The following is a 19,261-nucleotide window of genomic DNA, read 5'->3' as shown; positions in this document are numbered from 1 at the left end:
ACTCGTAAAATAGACTGACATGAATTTTAACAAATTACATTAGATGCTATAATAAAAATATTACGTACTACTATTAAAATTGATTTGAGTAAAGTGTTAAATACGAATTATGAATGGAGAGGGGATGGATTAAAACCAAAATGGAGAATTTAACCAATTGGTGGCAAAAATTTTTAAATAACACAAAATTAAGACGGGCAGTGGTCTTGTTGCTAATTGTCGTTGTTCTGTATCTCTGTCGCTCAATGATGACCACCATTCTTTTGACCTTTATCTTTACGTTATTAATAACCAAGCTAGTACTTTGGATTCGGGCCCGGATTAAGATTCCGATTCCAATCTTGGTCATTGTGATTTACTTATTAATTGTGGGAGCCATTGTACTGGTAAGTGTCCTGTACCTCCCCCAGATTGCTGAGCAGGGAGTTGAAATAACCAAGACGCTAATTACCTTTTATGAAAGTCCCCATTCGATTAAAAACCCAGAATTACGTTCGTGGGTTTTATGGTTACTAAAGAACTTTAATGTACCAAACCAGATTAAGGGAAGTATGAACCTGATTTGGAGTTACATTACAAGCATTGGTTCAACTGGGATTGCTATGTTCTTGTCACTACTTTTGAGTTTCTTTTTTACCTTGGAACTTAAGCAGGTGAAGCGCTTTTCTAAGAAGTTTTTAACCAGTACCTTTGGGTGGTTCTTCTCGGATATCCTGTTTTTCGCGAAGACTTTCGTCAAAACCTTTGGGGTCGTGATTGAAGCCCAATTCTTTATCGCAATCTGTAACACGACCATTACCACGATTTGTTTATGGATCATGCAAATTCCACAGCTTTTGATCTTAGCTGTCATGATTTTCTTCTTGAGCCTCATTCCGGTGGCTGGGGTTATCATTTCGTTAATCCCTCTAACCTTGATTGGTTATACTGTAGGTGGATTTAGATACGTGGTATACATCTTCATTATCATTATGTTGGTTCATCTACTTGAAGCATACGTGTTAAACCCCAAGTTCATGTCGGCTAAGACCGAACTACCAATCTTCTTTACGTTCGTGGTCCTCCTGGTTGGTGAACACATCTTTGGAACGTGGGGATTAATCGTTTCGGTTCCTGTTTTCACCTTTTTACTGGACGTCTTGGGAGTCCAAAACGTTGATGAAGTGGCGAGAAATCGAAAACCAGGTTGGTTTAGTAAGATCAGTAAGTTAGTGAAAAAAAGTTTTAAATGATGTAAAATGAGTTAGTATAAAAACAAAAGAGGGGTAATTACAATGGCTAAATTAGTATTTGTTAGACACGGCCAAAGTGAATGGAACTTATCGAACCAATTCACTGGTTGGGTTGACGTTGACTTAAGTGAAGAAGGAGTTAAGCAGGCTAAAAATGCGGGTAAATTAATTGCTGAAGCAGGAATTCAATTTGACCAAGCTTACACTTCAGTTTTAAAGCGTGCCATCAAGACTTTAAATTATGTGTTGGATGAAAGTGACCAATTATGGATTCCAGTTTTGAAGTCTTGGCGTTTAAACGAACGTCACTATGGTGCACTTCAAGGCCAAAATAAGGCGGAAGCTGCTGAAAAATTCGGTAAGGAACAAGTTCACATCTGGCGTCGTTCATACGATGTTTTGCCTCCACTTTTGGACGCAAATGATGAGGGATCAGCTGCTAAAGATCGTCGTTATGCTGACTTAGATCCAAAGGCGATCCCTGGTGGTGAGAACTTAAAGGTTACTTTGGAACGAGTTATTCCATTCTGGCAAGATCACATTGCTCCTAAATTGTTAGACAACAAGAATGTGATCGTTGCTGCCCATGGTAACTCTCTTCGTGCTTTAACTAAGTACATTGAAGGAATCTCTGATGAAGACATCGTGAACGTTGAGATTGCTACTGGTCAACCAATTGTTTATGATATTGACTCTGACTTAAACATTTTAGACAAGGTTAAATTAGGCGAAAATAAATAATTTAATCTAAACCAAAAGACACCTCCTAATTAATTAGGAAGTGTCTTTTTTGTATCCATTAGTGTGATTTTACTACCACGATCGCTTACTTTGATAATGACCGATTTACTGGGGTCGTCTGAAAGAGGTCCCATATTAATGCAGTAGTCGTCATTTTTAGTTTTAACGTATTGAACCCGATCAAGGATTAATTTTTTAAAAACTTTACTGATTTCTTCGTGACGTTTTGCCTTATCTACTGCCGTGGCTAGAGTAAAGCCGGACTCTAGATAGGATTTGATTAATAAAACGGTTACTAGAGTATAGATGCTATATCGCTTGTTTTGATTTTTATGAACTGGTAAAGAAGTAATGTATCCTCGCTGCTCCCAGTAGCGAATCTTACTTTGGGAAAGACCGGAGCACTTGGAAATATCACCAATGCCAACCGAAATGTTATTTTTTTTGATGATTTTTCCGAGTCGTCCGTTGAGGTCAGCTACGTCTTGATCATTCTCATTTTCCAAGGGTTTACCTACTTTCTATGCTTAATCAAACTCGATGAATTCATTAAATAATACAATACTAATTATATGTAAAATAATGCACGTGTCAATTAAATTGACATAAACATCGGATGGTTGTATAGTAGTTGGTGTTGTAATTTTGAGCAAATATTAATTAATTAAGCTTTTGAAAGGGGCATATATAATGCATAATATTCCTGCTGTTGATGCTAATGGCAAAAAGTATAATCGGACCATGTTTGTCATTATTCTTTTGGTTGGAACCTTCTGTACGGTTTTAAACCAAACCATTTTGTCAACGGCTTTTCCTACATTAATGCGTGCCTTTAATGTTAATACCTCGACCGTTCAGTGGTTAACCACCGGATTTATGATGGTTAACGGAATTTTGATTCCGGTTAGTGCCTGGTTGAGTGGACGTTTTAACACTAAATGGCTGTACTTATCAGCAATGATCATCTTTGAGATTGGAACGGTGGGGTCATGGATAGCTCCAAGCTTCTGGTTTTTATTTGGATCACGTTTGATTCAAGGTGTTGGAGTTGGTATTGCCATGCCATTACTTCAGACTATCATGTTGTCAATTTTTCCAGCAGAAAAACGGGGCACTGCCATGGGACTTGCTGGAATCGTCGTTGGTTTAGCGCCTGCCATTGGACCAACTTTGTCTGGATGGGTGATTGATACTTCATCTTGGCGAAATTTGTTTGGGATTATTGCTCCCATTGTTGCCGTAGTCATTGTTTTAGGACTGTTTTTTGTTAAACCAGTTCTTCCAACTAAGAAAAGTAAGCTAGATTATCTCTCATTAGTTTTGTCTACCATTGGTTTTGGTAGTTTACTTTATGGATTCTCGTCAGTTGGAAATGACGGTTGGGGCAGTCCAACTGTCATTTGGGGATTAATTATTGGAATCATTTTTATTATTCTCTTTGGATGGCGTCAACTGGTCATGAAGAACCCGTTCTTGAATTTAAATGTTTTCAAATCACGTGAATTTCGACTTGGAACCATTGTCAGTGCGGTGGTCTTCATGGGAATGGTCGGAGTTGAAATGGTCTTACCTCTCTACTTACAAATTGTTAGAGGGATGAGTGCTTTTCATTCCGGATTGACTCTATTACCCGGAGCACTTTTAACCGGATTTATGAGCCCAATTACTGGAAGACTATTCGATAAGTTTGGAGCCCGTCGTTTAGCAATGGGTGGATTGTTCTTATTGACGGTTGGAACTTTTCCATTTTTGTTTTTAACAAAGGATACTCCAACCATTTACGTTGTTATTTTGTATGCGATTAGAATGTTTGGGGTGGCAATGTCCATGATGCCAGTAACGACATCTGGAATGAATGCTCTTCCAGTTTCTGAAATGGGACATGGAACTGCTGCTAACAATACCTTTAGACAGGTTTGTGGATCAATTTCAACGGCCGTTATGATTTCAATTTTAGCCAATGTTACTACCAATAATATGCCAGCAAAACACTTACTTAAAATTAATCCGTTGGCATATCGAGCTGGAGCAATTAACGCTAATTTGAAAGGATACATGGCAGCCTTTGGAGTCGCATTCTTAATCTCATTAATTGCCTTTCTTTTGACGTTTGCGTTGAAAAAGGGTCATGTTACTGAAGATCCTGTTTTTGAAAAGGGAGGTAAAAAATAATGATATTTATCTTACTAATTATTTTTGTAATTGCCTTTTTCTTAACGTGGAATTTGATTGCTAATAAAAAAGTGGCGACCTCTTTAGGCCTTATATTTGCTGCTTTGATTATCATTACGATTGGTCTAATGATTGCCAATTACCACAATCACTTTGGGATGGAAAAGAAGACCACGGTTAAGACCACTTCGTTTACATCAGTGAACAATCAAGCCAACATGATATTGTATAAGAAGATTGGTCAGACTAATGATAAAGTTGTGATCTACAAAAAGAATGCAAATCAAAAGAAGCCAACCGTAACACCTGCGATTGACACTACGAATGAAATCAAACCAGGTGGCGATTCAAACAAACTGGTTACGAAGCAACAAGATTGGGTCTACAAAAATAAATTTTACAAAGTCTTCTTCATGTTTGCTCAAAAAGAAGCCTTTATTAAACGTACGAATACCTTCCACGTAAAATCAGGTTACATGGTATTCACACCTGAACAAGCTAAAGCATTTGGGAAGGCCATGAAACAAGAGGCTGCTCAAATGAAGCAGTCACAACAAAATCCTGAAGCTCAGCAACAGATGGCTGCTTCTGGGAAACAGTTTGTAGCAGCTAAGATACAACAAGCTATGGCCGAAAATCCAAAGATGTCACCAAAGGACCAAGCTAAGCTGCAGAAACAAGCTGAGAATGAATTTAAGGCGCAAATGCAGAACAAAGCTAAAAATCAGATGGAACAAAAGGCAATGGAACAAGCTTTAAAGGTTAACTAGATAAAAAATGATGCTCAAATTTTGAGCATCATTTTTTATTGTTGTTTTTGGATTTTTCCAAGTTCTCGGTACTGATTATTCATCCACTGCATGTAATTTTGCCCCTTTGGAGCGGTCTCTGATACGTTTAGGATGGGAACATGATGTGTTTTAGCGTACTTAACCATTTGCGTTACCACCGGGCTATCGGATTGAGTGTTATTAACGAAGAAAGCAATTTTATGATTGCGCATATCACTTTGCAGGTTGGAGATGTCACTGACTGAAGGATCGACGCCTTTTTCAATGGCATTTGAGAACCCGTAGTCCTTAAGTTTGTAACCAAGGGCTGAAAGTGAGTAGTCAAAGACGGGTTCGCTGGTTGCAACTGATTGACCGTGCGAATTCTTTGATAACTGCTTGATTAACCGTTGCGTTTTGCCCCATTCATGCTTGTAGGCTTGGGCGTTTTTTTCAAAATACTCATGGTGATCCGGATCAATTTTACTATAGACATTCACTAAGTGATCAACTAAGTGGTCCATGGTAGTTGGTTTATACCAAATGTGTTCGTTGTCGCCATCTTTTTTATGCATCAATTTGCCGACGTTTACGTCCTGTTGATGATCGTTTCCAGCGTTGTGAATTAATTCGTTCATCCAATCGTCATAACCAATTCCGTTTGAGATGACCACGTTTGCCTTGGCAACTTCTTTCGCGTTGTTAGTTGTTGGTTCAAAGTCGTGTGGATCAACGTCTGAATTGATGATGGACGTGTTGTGACCATACTTTCCAACGACTTGTTGGGCCGCGTCTCCATAAAAGTTAACGGAACTTACAACCTGAATTTTCTTTGGGTCATGGGCTGCCGACTTGTGACATGCTGTGAGTGGAGTAATCAGTAGTACGAGACAAGTGACTAGGAGGGAAAGTTTAAAATGTCGTTTCATATTATCGTCCTTTTCTAATCTTTATGAATTCTATCCTAGTGTACCATTTTTGGTGTGGTAAAATGGGAATGCCATTCTAGCTCAGTAGGTAGAGCATTTCCATGGTAAGGAAAAGGTGCCGGGTTCGACTCCCGGGAATGGCTTATCATTTATTTTCATAGTTTAAAACTCTCACTACGTAATCATAGTGAGAGTTTTTTTATTCGGCCGTTGAATTTTTGCTGATTTTAATTAAATTATCACTGATGGCTTGTTGGGGAATCAACGGCGAAACCTTGCCGTTACACAACAGGGTTAACGAATGCATGGCTCGCGTCAGAATTGTGTAAAGGACTCCAAGTGAGTGCTGATCAGGATAATTCTTTTTTGAGACGTCCCAGGCAATGACCGAATCAAATTCGAGTCCCTTGGCCAGGTAGACGGGAAGTACAACAACTGGTGAGGTCATATCTCGGTCACTATCCTTTAATAATGTAGAGTCAAAGTGAGCGTTTACCTTTTGATAAACTTGTTTGGCCGATGTGGCATCTCTAGTAATGACCGCGACGGTTTCGTGTTTTTTAAGTTGGTCACTAATAACATTAAAAAGGGTTTTAGTTAGTTCTTCTGATCCATCTTTAACGATTAGCTCAGGCTTTTCTCCATTTCGATTGAAGGCCTCGATGTTATTCCCATCTGGTAGTAATGATTTGGAAAAGGACGTGATGGGATAGGTTGAGCGGTATGAACGATTCAGCTGAATTAGCCGGGAATGTTTACTAGGAATGGCATCATTAAGCTTGTCTAGTAATGTTTGGGCTGATTCGACATCCTTGAAAATGGCCTGTTCACTATCACCAATCAGGTTGAACTTAGCTCTCGGAAAAATGAGCTTGAGATACATAATCTGGGCAATTGAGTAGTCCTGAATCTCGTCGACGAAAAGGTATTTAATGTTAACGTTTTTGTTTTCCCCACTGAAGCGATCCCTCAAGTACAGTAGGGGGGCCGTGTCGTCCAAACCAATTTGGTGAAATTCAATGTGATTTAGGAAATCATTTTTGCTTTGTTTAAAAGCATCTGGTTCAACATTTTCAGGCAATTTAACGTGGTCAAGAAAATCGGCGTATTGAACGTATGGATCGAAAAACTCATCGTTGTAGATGGCATCGTACACGGTACTAAGTCGATCTTTAACTAGTCGCGTGGCAATGTAGTTTCGTTCATCGTCTAGTTCCTCAAAGTCATTTAAGTGTTTTTCACCCAGAAGATTGTGGTACTGTTCTTCGCTCATGGTGTCGATAATGTCAGCGACCCATTTTTTCTTAGTTTCATCGTGAATACGGTTCTTCAGTCTCTTTATTAAGCGGTTCTTCGTTTGCAGAAGTTTTTCACTACTGGTCATCCCACTGGGTAGACTAGCGTAAATTTCACGAATTTCCTTTTTAGAAAAGTAAACCTCACCATTAAAGTGAATATCATCGAACTTGATTTGATCAGAGGTGAGATTTTGGACGTAGTTTTCAATCTGATCAATGAAGTTCTGACTATTTTTGAATTCGCGAAGTTTAGAATCAGAATCATGATCAGAAGCTTCGTAACGTTGAAAAAGGGTCTGAACCTTCATGCCCTCAAGTCGGTGGGCAAAAAATTCAGCTAGTGTAACCTGACGCATATTACGTTCCCCTAAACTTGGTAGTACGTCCTTGATGTAGTTACTAAAAAGAAGATTCGGAGAAAAGAGTAGGATTTGGTCAGCATTTAAAGAGTCCCGACTGTGATATAACAGAAAAGCAATCCGTTGTAAGAGTGCTGAGGTCTTTCCTGATCCAGCTACTCCTTGAACGACCAACAGATTACTGGTGGTATCTCTAATAATGTCATTTTGTTCGTGCTGAATGGTGGCCACGATGTTTTGCATCTTTTCGTTGTTTTCATCACTTAAAGCATTCTGCAAGAGTTCGTCGCCAACCGTTTCGTTGGTATCAAACATGTTGATGATCTTGCCGTCTTTAATCTGGAACTGACGCTTCTTTAGAAGGTCAGTGGCTTGTTTACCGTTGGGAGTATCGTAAGTGACTTTTCCAAGCGTACCATTATAGTAGACACTTGAAATGGGAGCTCGCCAATCATAGATTAAAAATTCACCGTTTTTATCGATGAATGACGCCTTTCCAATGTATAGGTGATCAACGTCAGAAAAGCCCTCGTCAGAGATGTCAATTCGACCAAAGTAGGGTGATTTTTTAAGATCCTGGTAAGTGGCTAGTTGGCCCTCAACAATGGCTTGATCCTCAACCACTTTGTTAGTTAAGCTTCGTTGTTGTTGCAGATCAGCGCTGGTTTCAATCCGGTCATCAGCTTCTAAATAGTTTGCAGATGTATTGGTCCCGTAATCTTTTTGAACTCGTTGAGTTTCTGCCTTGGCTTTTTGGTATTCGGTTTGGGTATCTTGGATTTTTTCGTCTAACTGGGAACCAACCCAGGTGACCCGCTCTTGCTCTTTGTTTTTTTCATCCTTATTCAAGTGCATACTCCTCCCTTTAATTCGTGAATAATTCTAATTTGAAAAGCCGGTACTGTCAATTTTTTCGTGCTTTGACAACCCGTCATAAATCGCATAAAATGAAATTAATATGTATTTAGTTTAGTAAGTAGTGAAGTCAAATAACAGAGAGGCTATGTTTACTGAGATTAGTCAGACGACACGAACTGGATAATGGGTAACAACCTTATAGTTTAAGTGGCAGAGAAATCTCTGCAATTTAGGTGGTACCACGTGCAAGGCGTCCTATTGATTATTCAATAGGACGTTTTTTATTAAAGAAAGGAAAATTACTATGGCAAAAAAAGAAATCGTGTTAACTGGTGATCGTCCAACCGGAAAACTTCATATTGGACACTACGTTGGTTCGTTAATGAGCCGTTTAGAGTTGCAGAATTCGGGTAACTACGACCCATTCATCATGATTGCTGACATGCAGGCCTTGACCGATAACGCTCGTGATCCAAAGAAGATTCAAAACAGTCTGTTGCAGGTAGCCTTGGACTATCTAGCGGTTGGACTTGATCCAAATCAATCAACAATCTTTGTCCAATCTCAGATCCCAGCCTTAAATGAACTAACCATGATTTATCTTAATTTAGTAACGGTTTCCCGATTGAAACGAAATCCGACCGTGAAAACTGAGATTAAACAGAAAAATTTTGGTGAAAGTGTACCAGCTGGTTTCTTCATCTATCCGGTCAGTCAAGCCGCTGACATCACCGCCTTTAAGGCAACCGTGGTTCCGGTTGGAGAAGATCAAGAGCCAATGATTGAACAAACCAGGGAAATTGTCAGAAGTTTTAATAGTGCCTATCACAGAGACGTATTGGTTGAACCACAAGGTTTCTTTCCACCGAAAGGCATGGGGCGCATTCCCGGCCTCGATGGAAATGCCAAAATGAGTAAGTCGCTTAACAATGCTATTTACCTTGCTGACGATGCCGATACCATTAAGAAAAAAGTGATGTCCATGTACACGGATCCAAAGCACGTCCACGTTGATGACCCAGGTCAAGTTGAAGGAAACACGGTCTTTACGTATCTGGATATTTTCGCTCACGACAAGCAAAAAGTTAGTGAACTTAAAAAGCAATATCAACACGGTGGTCTTGGAGATGTTAAAATTAAGTTGTATTTAAACGAAGTTTTGCAAGCTGAACTCAAGCCAATTCGACAACGTCGAGAAAAGTTAGCTGAGGATCCTGAGTATGTATACAGGGTCTTAAAAGACGGAAGCGACGCGGCTAACATTGTTGCAGAAAACACCCTTGAAGAAGTTCGCGATGCCATGGGGATTAATTATTTTAAGTAGATAAATTGTCATAGCACCAAATATGAATAAATACTTGAGGAGGAGAATCGAATGGAGAACTTTGTTATCATTGATATCGGTTCAAACTCAGTCAGAATGGCAATTTATTGCATCGATTCCGATGGAAGTTATCATGAGATTAAACGCGTTAAGAACGATACGAGATTGTCTGAGGGAATCGGACAAAATAACATTTTACAGATAACTGCAATGAATCGTACGATCTCGGCGCTTCGATCCTTTAAGTCAGAGTATTCAAAGTATAAAAACGTTGTGGTTCGTGCCATTGCTACGGCAGCGGTGCGCCAAGCTCAAAATCAAAAGGATTTTTTACACAATGTTTATAAGCAGCTTCACATTAAGATTCGCGTGTTAACCGGCAAGGAAGAGGCTTACTATGATTATCTAGGAATCTCTGATCGATTGGCGGTTAAAGATTATCTCTTGATGGATGTTGGTGGTGCTAGTGTTGAAATTATTCAGGTTAGAAACCAAAAAGATATCCATTGTATCAGCGTTCCTATTGGGGCAGTGAAAATTTCGGAACAATTTCATTTGATTAATCAGGTGACTCCAGCTGATTTATTTGCGGCTGAGTCTTACGTTATCGAAGTGTATAGTCGGATTCCTTGGATTAAGAAGCCCCTTCATTATCCGATTGTTTTGATTGGTGGAGCTGCCCGCGCAATTGCAAGAATTAATCGGCAGTACCAACATTTAAGCCATGTTGATCACATCCAAAATTTTCAGTTAACCAGAAAACAGGTCAACAGTACGATGGAAATGTTTCTGAGTAAGACTTTGGCTGAGCGTCAAAAGATTAATGGGCTTGAAAACGACCGTGCCGACGTCATCATTGGTGGTTCCCTTTGTTTAACTGTCATGATGCATTTTATTGATTCCAAGCGGGTCATTTTTTCAAACGGTGGCGTGCGTGAGGGACTGATTAATGAATATATTGAGAATAGTCCTCATTTTAGAAAATAGGTGTCATTTTGAACGATTTTAATGGATTTTATAAAAAATCATATCAAAAACGGTTACAGCAGGTTGCCAAATTTGCCGATCTTGATCGAACACAACTTGATGTGATTGAAAGTCACTTCGTAGACGCTAGTAGCCACATGATTGAAAACTACCTTACTGACTACGGATTGCCAGAGGGGGTTGCAACTAACTTTGTAATTAACGGAGTCGAACATTTAATTCCGATGGTGATTGAAGAACCCTCGGTCATTGCGGCCGCTAGTAACGGCGCCAACATGCTCCGTGTTGGTGGCGGCATTCAGGCAAAGTCTCAGAGTCGCATCTTGACTGGTGAAGTCATTTTAGGAGTCTCGGATCCAGTTCAATTTACCGAATGGGTTGAAAATCAGCGAGTTAAATTAATGCAGGTTGCACACGATGCTCATCCCACAATTGATAAATACGGTGGTATACACGATTTGACCGTCTCACCTCTTTACGATCATTATCTGGTGATTGAACTGTTCGTTGATGTCGGTGATGCGATGGGGGCTAACATCATGAATTCGATGCTCGAGGCTCTTTCGACATACATTGAAATCAACACTAGTCAATCATCTTTAATGAGTATTTTATCGAATTATGGGGATAAAAATTTGGTTACAGCATCAGGAACCGTTCCGTTTCGGGCCCTAAAGCGAGGTCAATTGGACGGAAAAAACGTTGCTGAAAAAATCGCAGAAGCCTCATTAATTGCAAATAAGTACCCAAAACGGGCAGCAACTCACAATAAGGGGATCATGAATGGGATTGATGCGGTTCTCGTTGCCACTGGTAATGACTGGCGCGCCGTTGAAAGTGCGGTTCATTCCTATGCCGCAAGGGATGGTCAGTATCGTGGGGTTAGTCAATGGCGAGTTACTCCTGACGGATTAAAGGGAGAAATTACCATTCCGGTACCCTCAGGAATCATTGGTGGTGCAACTCGGCTCTTTTCAATGAGTAGGATTAACTATCAAATTTTAAACGTTAGCTCTGCCATGCAGTTCATGGAGGTGATTGCTTCTGTGGGATTAGCACAAAACCTGGCAGCCCTAAAGGCGCTTGTAACCGATGGGATTCAAAGAGGTCACATGAACCTTCAGATGAAATCACTCGCCATGTCTGCTGGAGCTTCCAGTAAGAACTTGGACATGGTGATTAACGCATTAAAGAAATTACCAACAAATCAAAGAAACTTAGAAAACGCAAAACAAATTATAGAAGGGAAGTTTGGATCAGATGGCCGAAAATAATGATAATGTGCAATTAAGTAAGACGACGCAAGGCTTAATTAACGAAGTCAGTCACTTTTTTCCAGGGGATGTTGAGGTTCAATTTATTGGCAACTTAAAGTCCGGTTATGTGCGACATGACCAAGCGCAAGTCGTGCAAGATGGTGATCGACTTTACGTGCAGATTAGAGATCTGACTGAGCCGGATTTTACTGCTACTCATGAGTTGTTACACTTGTTAATGACACTCCGTGGTTTTCCACAGATTTACTTTCCCCTTACTAGTGGGGATAAGCAACTTGATGAACAGTTAATGTACATGGGAACTGAGTTGTACGATGATGTATGTCACTTTGTCGTGTATGCTGAACAGCGAAAGCACGGTTTAGTTGATGAAGCGGTTGAAAAAGAATATGTTAAGGGTGTTAGACAGACGATTACCCCTGAATCTGGGAAGGTCGACGATGAAATGCCGTTACGATTGGTGACCATTCTGGATGCCATGATTTTTCTTGGCGACCACTTTGATCAGTACGAAGACGTATTTCAAACGAGTTTTCCCATTTCTTTAAAGGCCGCTAAGGAACTTTACGCAATGCTTACTGAGAAGCCAGTTGATTCCCCGTTTACTCTCAGACGCGATGTGGTCAAACTATACCGTGATTTTGATAAACAGATGAAGAACTGGGGACTACCAGCCTTACAATTAAATGATTTTGTGATGCTAACGGCGGTCTTCTCAAAGCGCCAACTCGGTTTGCAAGTGAAACAGGTTTTTAACCTTTATCACTCAGAATTAAAGGAGACCAAGACTAACAAAAGAGCGTACGTGGGCTTTACCAAATCGGATGACCAAAATTCGTTTGTGACAAGTGGTCCAGCTGGTAAAAAGGCAAGTGAAGACTATTTCAAAGAACTATATTCAAAGACGGTTAAAGAGTTGTATCAAGACTTACGGATTCCATATTTATTGAGATAAGGTGACAATATGAATCAAGATAATATTCAAGAAAAGTTTGATAATGCTAAAAACATCGTATTTTTAACGGGAGCCGGAATCTCTACCCCTTCTGGAATTCCCGATTATCGTTCTAAGGGCGGATTGTATACGAATGACAAGAGCAGTAAACCAGCGGAATATTACTTGAGTCACGACTGCTTAGTAAATGAACCTGAGGTATTCTACGAGTACGTCAAAAAGAACATGTACTATCCAGATGCTCAACCCAACGTTATTCACAAAAAGCAGGCGGAATTAACCCGTCAAAATCGGGCTAGTATTATCACTCAGAACGTTGATAATCTGTACGAAAAAGCTGACGCAAAGAACCTGAATGAGTTTCACGGCAACCTCTATGATATTTACTGCCAAAAATGTGGCAAACACGTTGATTATCAGGAATATATGAAGAGTATGTATCATCAAAACTGTGGTGGAATTTTGCGCCCTAACATTGTTTTATATGGTGAGGGAATTAATCCTCAAACAATTGAAAATAGTGTTCGATTGATGAGTCAAAGTGATCTAATTGTGATCGTCGGAACTTCAATGCGAGTTTATCCGTTTGCCGGATTACTTGATTACCGTAATCCCAGTGCCGATGTGATTGCGATTAACCAAGAGGCACTTAATTTTCCGTTTCCGTTCACCATGGTGCAAGAAGATGCCGTTGATTTCTTTGATAAACTGAAAGTATAGGTGGTAACGTGATTTTAATTGGACTGACAACCTGGTCTGATCATCCATCACTGATTAATGGGGAAGATCGCAAAGTTACTTTATCAGAATATGCGGAACATTTTCCCGTTGTTGAAGTTGATAATCCGTTTTACGGCATCCCTAAAATTAAGACGGTGGAGAGTTGGCAAAAGCAGGTTCCAAACAATTTTCAATTCATCTTAAAGGCCAATTATTTGATGACCAAACATCATTTGCCACAGTTTGGTGAAGATAATGAGCAGGTTAGAAGGGAGCAATTTATGCGGTATGGTGAGATGGTTGCTTCACTGGTTGATAGTAACCAGTTGGCATCCGTTTTATTTCAATTTCCGCCGTACTTCCGTTTAAATAATGATAACATTAGGTACCTTCGACTAGTTCGTGAGTGGATGGGAAGTTTACCCATCTCAGTTGAGTTTCGAAATCCTAGCTGGTATGGTGATGAAATCTCAAATGATGTCCATGATTATCTAAAGAGCCTCAAAATGAGTGAAGTGATCGCTGACGAGCCCCATAACCTGTCAGATGGCGTGCCCTTTGAACCCGTTGTTACGGATAAGAATTTCGTCATGCTTCGACTGCACGGTCAAAACCAAAAGGGCTGGTTTGAAAAGAGCTCCCAGTGGCGTAAGAAACGGACTCTGTACCGTTATAACGAAGAGGAATTAAAGCATTTTGCCGAAGTTGTTGATGATCTACGCCAAAAAGCTAAGGTAGTTTGCGTCATTTTTAACAACAATTCTGGTCATGATGCGGCTGACAATGCCCTTCAGTTAAAAAAGATTTTAGGATTGAACTTTGGTGGGTTAGCTCCCATGCAACTCGATCTGTTTTAAGGGGCAAAAGTAGTATAATATTGGTACGATTTAATTTGTACGATAGGAATAAAGGAGCGAATTGGGATGGCTGAAAAACCAACATATTACATTACAACACCAATTTATTATCCATCAGGAAGGTTACACATCGGGAATGCTTATACGACGGTTGCCTGTGACGCACTGGCTCGTTTTAAGCGGGAATCTGGCTACGATGTGTTTTATTTAACCGGAACCGATGAACACGGACTAAAAATTGAACAAAAAGCAGAAAAGTTGGGTGTTGATCCTAAAAGTTACGTTGATAAGATGGCCACTCAAATATCTGACTTGTGGGCTAATTTGGATATTTCTAACGACGATTTCATCAGAACCACTGATGATAAACACGTAAAAGCCGTGCAAAAAATATTTCAAACGTTACAAGACCAAGGCGACATCTATCTTGGACAGTATTCGGGGTGGTACTCGGTTTCAGACGAAGAATACTTTACCGAATCACAATTAGCAGAGGTTTATCGTGATGCTGAAGGCAACGTGATTGGCGGAAAAGCCCCATCTGGACACGAAGTTCAACTTGTTAACGAAGAGTGTTACTTCTTTAAGATGAGTAAATATTCTGATTGGTTAATGAATTACTACAAAGAGCATCCTGACTTCATTGAGCCGCATTCTAGAATGAACGAAATGGTTAACAACTTCTTAAAACCAGGTTTGGATGACTTAGCGGTTTCGAGAACCACCTTTAAGTGGGGAGTTCCCGTTAAGTCAAATCCTAAGCACGTGGTTTACGTATGGATTGATGCTTTGTCAAACTATATCACTGCCCTTGGTTATGACAGTGATAATGACGAGTTGTTTAAGAAATTTTGGCCAGCTGATCTACAGATGGTTGGAAAAGAAATCGTTCGTTTCCATACCATTTATTGGCCAATTATTCTTCACGCCCTTGGTCTCCCACTGCCAAAGAAAATTTATGGCCACGGCTGGCTGACCATGAAAGACGGAAAGATGTCCAAGTCAAAGGGCAACGTAATTTATCCTGAGACGTTAATCGATCGTTATGGATTAGACGCTACCAGATACTATCTGATTAGAGCAATTCCGTTTGCAAGTGACGGGATTTTTACTCCTGAAGACTTTGTTGATCGGGTTAACTATGACCTAGCTAACGACCTTGGTAACTTGTTGAACCGAACGATTGCAATGGTCAATAAATACGAAGATGGCGTAACACCTTCATATCACGATTCCAATGATCAACCGAGTGTTGATTTACAAAAAGTTGCTAAAACAACCGTTTCAGAATTTAAACGGTTAATGAATGACACTCATTTATCTGATGCCTTGGCTGAGATTTGGAAATTAGTTTCTCAAACTAACAAGTACATCGATCAGACCGAGCCATGGACCTTGGCTAAGAACAAGGATGACGCAGATGATCAAGTTAAATTAGCAAACGTCATGAGTCATTTGGTTGCCAGTCTGCGCTTGATTGCAATCTTAGTAAGTCCAATTATGCCAAATGCTGCTAATGAGATGTATCGTCAATTAGGTCTTGATCAGATGGATGGGTTTGATATCAAGAATGCCGCTTTTTCTGGACTTCCAGAAAAACAAAAGGTGATTGAAAATGGTGAACCAATTTTCCCTCGTTTAGATCACGACGTTGAAGTTAAATTCATTAAGGATCAGATGACTCAATCTGACAAAACCAAGGGTCGTTCAGCAATGAAACGTGCTGATCAAAAGAAGGCCTTTGACCCAGAAAAGACAATTTTAAAATCAGAGAAAAAGAATTTGGATTTTAGTGATTTTGAAAAAATTGAATTAAAGGTCGCAGAGATTAAAAACGTAGCTAAAGTTGAAAATGCTGATAAATTACTTAAGTTTCAACTTGATGCTGGCGATGACGGTGACCGTCAGATTGTTTCTGGAATTGCCAAGTGGTATCCAGATTTTAAACAGTTAATTGGTAAAAAAGTGATCATTGTCGCTAACTTAAAGCCAAAGAAACTTCGTGGTGAGTTAAGTCAGGGAATGATTTTGTCCGTTGAACAAAAAGACGGTTCAATTAAAGTAGCAACTGTTGACCAAACTTTAGATAATGGCAGTACTTTAGAGTAGTAAAAAAGTTTCACTAGTCAATGATTAGTGAAACTTTTTCGATTATGAAAGGAATAGTCAATGAAAATATTTGATTCCCACACTCATTTAAACGATCAACCATTCCAAAATGATATTGAGGGCTACGTTCGACACGCCAAAAGACTTGGTGTTGTTAGAATGGCTAACGTCGGGTCCAATACTGAGCTAAATGAGCGTTCCTTGGAGCTTTCAGCTCAGTACGACAATCTGTATTCAATTATTGGATGGCATCCAGAAGACGCTATGAATTACAATCACGAGCAGGAAGAACTGCTCGAAAAGCAACTAGAAAATCCCAAAGTGGTTGCCGTTGGTGAGATTGGAATGGATTATTTTCAAGATGTCACACCGAAAGACGTGCAAGAACGAGTCTTTCGGCGACAAATTGAAATTGCCAAAAACATGCATTTACCAATCTCAGTTCATAACCGGGATGCCTTTGAGGATGTTTATCGGATTTTAAAAGATGAAAATATTGGTGAAGTCGGTGGCATTATCCACAGTTTTAACGGAGATAGTGAATGGATGAAGAAATTCGTTGATTTAGGGATGGTGGTTTCATACAGTGGGGTCGTGAGCTTCAAGAAAACCAAAGAGGTTCATGAAGCCGCTCGTTTAACTCCGCTGGATAAGATTCTAGTGGAGACGGATGCCCCATATTTGACACCTGAGCCGTTTCGCGGACGACAAAATGAACCGGCTTATTCTTTGTATACCCTAGAAGCAGTTGCCAGATTTAAAGACATTGATCCTGATGTGGTCGCAAAGGCGACGTACGAAAATACGAATCGAATATTTGGATTGGATAATTAAAATGAAAAGAATTAAAGAAGTAATTGTGGTTGAAGGAAAAGATGATACCAAACAAATTCAACGAGCCGTTGATGCTGATACGATTGAAACCCGGGGTTCTGCGATTTCGGATGAGACCCTCGATCTAATTGATCGGTTGGCACAAACCCGTGGAATCATCGTTTTTACTGATCCAGATTTTTCTGGGGAAAAAATCAGAAAAATAATTTCAGATGAGATTCCAGAAGCAAAGCATGCCTTTTTGAAAAAGTCGGAAGCAGTTCCTGATACACAGAAGGGATCTCTTGGAGTTGAGCATGCTAGTCCAGAAGCAATTCGGAATGCCTTGTCTGAAGTGTACACCGAAAGCGATGAGAATCCAGAAGTCATTGGCAAGCGGGATTTGATTCAAGCTGGTTTAGTAGGAACGAAAGAAGCCAAGGAACGCCGACTGGAACTTGGTGAATTGCTTCATTTGGGGTATGTTAACGCTAAACAAATGCAAAAAAGATTACGAATGTTTGGCATCACGAAAAAACAGTTTAACAATGCATTAAAGCAACTTGATGATAAGGAGGGATTAGATGAGTAAAGTTCCTGCAATCGGCAGTCCAGCTCGGACCCAGGCCATCTTGAACCGATACCGTTTAAATGCGAAGAAAAGCTTGGGGCAAAATTTCTTGAACGATCTTGGAGTTTTAAAAGAAATCGTTGCAGTTGCCCAAATATCAGAAGCCGATGATGTAATTGAAATTGGACCTGGCATTGGGGCATTAACTGAACAAATTGCTCAATCAGCTCACGCCGTAATGGCCTTTGAAATTGACGAGAATCTTCTCCCAATCTTAGATGAAACTCTCAGTCCCTATGACAACATTAAAATTATTAATGAAGACTTTTTGAAGGCTAATCTGCCAAAATTAATTAAAGAAAACTTTGATGGAAAACACCACCTAAAAGTTGTGGCTAATTTGCCTTACTATGTCACCAAACCAATCTTGATGGATATTTTAAAGGGCAACGTTAAATTTGATTCAACGGTATTGATGATGCAAAAAGAAGTGGCAAAACGAATTAGCGCAAAGCCGGGCAATCGCGACTATGGGGCTTTGACGGTTATCACTCAGTATCTAGAAAACGTTGAGATTGCAATTAACGTATCGGCTAAGTCCTTTATCCCCTCACCAAAAGTTGATTCTGCGGTGGTCAAGTTAACCCCGAAAACAGATAAAAAGGTGATTGCTTACGATGAAAAAGCTTTCTTTGGCTTTGCTCATGGATGCTTCATGCACCGAAGAAAGACACTCTGGAATAATTTGCAGGGTATTTTTGGGAAGAAACCTGAGGTAAAAGAACAAATTGAACAGGATTTAAAACGGTTAGGCATTAATAAGTCAGACCGTCCCGAACAGTTATCGGTTGATCAATTTGTGAAAATGGCAAATCAGTTTCACATAAGTGGATTGCTGGCATAACAGGCTATTCATCCATTACCTTTACATTATATTGATTTTAATGTATAATAGTAATACGCGAGGTGATTGATAATGCCAACTAGTCTATCTAAGATTAAATTATTTCTAGATAATCACATTGGACAGGAAATCCATGTAACTGCACAAGCCGGAAGAAAACGAACTAACGAATATGATGGGGTTCTGGCTGAGACATTTCCCGCTGTATTTTTAATTACACTTGATCCAGACGAGAAGTTAGGACAAGTATCATACAGTTATACTGATATTTTAACCAAGAACATCGAGATTAACTTTGTTTAATGAATTGACCGAAAGGTCTTTTTTTTTGCTTTATATTATTAGTAGTTAGTAAGATAATAAGGGCATTTAAATTAGTCAAGAT

General features: G+C 39.7%; 18 protein-coding genes and 1 tRNA gene. 16 read left to right on the top strand and 3 right to left on the bottom strand.

The genetic code is table 11. The annotated features are described in order from the left end of the window. Positions 1-113 precede the first annotated feature (113 nt). Both AC6UC9_RS04200 and AC6UC9_RS04195 read left to right on the top strand, forming a co-directional pair. A complete protein-coding gene (locus tag AC6UC9_RS04200; RefSeq protein WP_500701226.1) occupies positions 114-1,232 on the top strand; it encodes an AI-2E family transporter in 1,119 nt (372 codons plus the stop codon). A 42-nt stretch (positions 1,233-1,274) separates the two neighbouring features. Continuing rightward, complete coding sequence (locus tag AC6UC9_RS04195; RefSeq protein WP_500701225.1) at positions 1,275-1,973, top strand: 2,3-diphosphoglycerate-dependent phosphoglycerate mutase; 699 nt, start codon at positions 1,275-1,277, stop codon at positions 1,971-1,973. A gap of 29 nt (positions 1,974-2,002) precedes the next feature. Here the strand turns inward: AC6UC9_RS04195 and AC6UC9_RS04190 are convergent, their stop codons facing one another. Further along, entirely contained in the window at positions 2,003-2,479 is a 477-nt protein-coding gene (locus tag AC6UC9_RS04190; protein ID WP_500699628.1) for a MerR family transcriptional regulator, read from the bottom strand. Positions 2,480-2,663: 184 nt separating this feature from the next. Between AC6UC9_RS04190 and AC6UC9_RS04185 the strand changes: the two genes are divergently transcribed. Beyond that, complete coding sequence (locus AC6UC9_RS04185; protein ID WP_500701224.1) at positions 2,664-4,145, top strand: MDR family MFS transporter; 1,482 nt, start codon at positions 2,664-2,666, stop codon at positions 4,143-4,145. Beyond that, on the top strand, positions 4,145-4,915 hold the full coding sequence (locus AC6UC9_RS04180; RefSeq protein WP_500701223.1) for a DUF4811 domain-containing protein: 771 nt from the start codon (positions 4,145-4,147) through the stop codon (positions 4,913-4,915). The genes AC6UC9_RS04185 and AC6UC9_RS04180 overlap by 1 nt, the downstream gene beginning before the upstream one ends. 35 nt (positions 4,916-4,950) lie before the next feature. On the opposite strand, the gene AC6UC9_RS04175 is transcribed toward AC6UC9_RS04180, so the two are convergent. After that, on the bottom strand, positions 4,951-5,844 hold the full coding sequence (locus AC6UC9_RS04175) for a metal ABC transporter solute-binding protein, Zn/Mn family (RefSeq protein ID WP_500701222.1): 894 nt from the start codon (positions 5,842-5,844) through the stop codon (positions 4,951-4,953). Between the two features lie 70 nt (positions 5,845-5,914). Between AC6UC9_RS04175 and AC6UC9_RS04170 the strand changes: the two genes are divergently transcribed. Further along, positions 5,915-5,987 (top strand) — tRNA-Thr (locus AC6UC9_RS04170). Between the two features lie 56 nt (positions 5,988-6,043). Here AC6UC9_RS04170 and helD read toward each other — a convergent pair. Then, on the bottom strand, positions 6,044-8,356 hold the full coding sequence (helD, locus tag AC6UC9_RS04165) for an RNA polymerase recycling motor HelD (RefSeq protein WP_500701221.1): 2,313 nt from the start codon (positions 8,354-8,356) through the stop codon (positions 6,044-6,046). Positions 8,357-8,663: 307 nt separating this feature from the next. Here helD and trpS point away from each other — a divergent pair, with 307 nt between their 5' ends. The 11 genes from trpS to AC6UC9_RS04110 all read left to right on the top strand — a co-directional run bounded on the left by trpS (position 8,664) and on the right by AC6UC9_RS04110 (position 19,179). Then, positions 8,664-9,683: a tryptophan--tRNA ligase gene (gene trpS, locus AC6UC9_RS04160; RefSeq protein WP_500701220.1), complete on the top strand. Its 1,020-nt coding sequence runs from the start codon at positions 8,664-8,666 to the stop codon at positions 9,681-9,683. Positions 9,684-9,734: 51 nt separating this feature from the next. After that, positions 9,735-10,670 (top strand): Ppx/GppA phosphatase family protein, encoded by a 936-nt coding sequence (locus AC6UC9_RS04155; protein WP_500694008.1) that lies wholly within the window; start codon positions 9,735-9,737, stop codon positions 10,668-10,670. Between the two features lie 8 nt (positions 10,671-10,678). Further along, positions 10,679-11,944: a hydroxymethylglutaryl-CoA reductase, degradative gene (locus AC6UC9_RS04150; RefSeq protein WP_500701219.1), complete on the top strand. Its 1,266-nt coding sequence runs from the start codon at positions 10,679-10,681 to the stop codon at positions 11,942-11,944. Continuing rightward, the gene (locus AC6UC9_RS04145) at positions 11,931-12,902 is read left to right on the top strand and encodes an IpaB/EvcA family protein (protein WP_500696930.1); all 972 of its coding nucleotides are present in this window, start codon (positions 11,931-11,933) and stop codon (positions 12,900-12,902) included. The genes AC6UC9_RS04150 and AC6UC9_RS04145 overlap by 14 nt, the downstream gene beginning before the upstream one ends. Positions 12,903-12,911: 9 nt before the next feature. Then, a complete protein-coding gene (locus tag AC6UC9_RS04140; protein ID WP_500696929.1) occupies positions 12,912-13,622 on the top strand; it encodes an NAD-dependent protein deacylase in 711 nt (236 codons plus the stop codon). 8 nt (positions 13,623-13,630) lie between these two features. Continuing rightward, entirely contained in the window at positions 13,631-14,479 is an 849-nt protein-coding gene (locus AC6UC9_RS04135; protein ID WP_500701218.1) for a DUF72 domain-containing protein, read from the top strand. A 66-nt stretch (positions 14,480-14,545) separates the two neighbouring features. Further along, a complete protein-coding gene (gene metG / locus AC6UC9_RS04130; RefSeq protein ID WP_500701216.1) occupies positions 14,546-16,588 on the top strand; it encodes a methionine--tRNA ligase in 2,043 nt (680 codons plus the stop codon). 60 nt (positions 16,589-16,648) lie between these two features. Next, positions 16,649-17,422: a TatD family hydrolase gene (locus tag AC6UC9_RS04125; protein WP_500701215.1), complete on the top strand. Its 774-nt coding sequence runs from the start codon at positions 16,649-16,651 to the stop codon at positions 17,420-17,422. Between the two features lies 1 nt (position 17,423). Next, positions 17,424-17,993, top strand: coding sequence for a ribonuclease M5 (gene rnmV / locus AC6UC9_RS04120; protein ID WP_500701214.1), 570 nt, complete (start codon positions 17,424-17,426; stop codon positions 17,991-17,993). Continuing rightward, on the top strand, positions 17,986-18,876 hold the full coding sequence (gene rsmA / locus AC6UC9_RS04115) for a 16S rRNA (adenine(1518)-N(6)/adenine(1519)-N(6))-dimethyltransferase RsmA (protein WP_500701213.1): 891 nt from the start codon (positions 17,986-17,988) through the stop codon (positions 18,874-18,876). Before rnmV ends, rsmA begins: the two co-directional genes overlap by 8 nt. 72 nt (positions 18,877-18,948) lie before the next feature. Next, positions 18,949-19,179, top strand: a complete 231-nt coding sequence (locus AC6UC9_RS04110) for a Veg family protein (protein WP_500693999.1) — start codon at positions 18,949-18,951, stop codon at positions 19,177-19,179. Positions 19,180-19,261 lie beyond the last annotated feature (82 nt).

The organism is Fructilactobacillus sp. X7R4C1 (assembly GCF_059901115.1).
The sequence above is the reverse complement of the archived record's forward strand: the minus strand, read 5'-3'. Positions and strand labels throughout refer to the sequence as shown.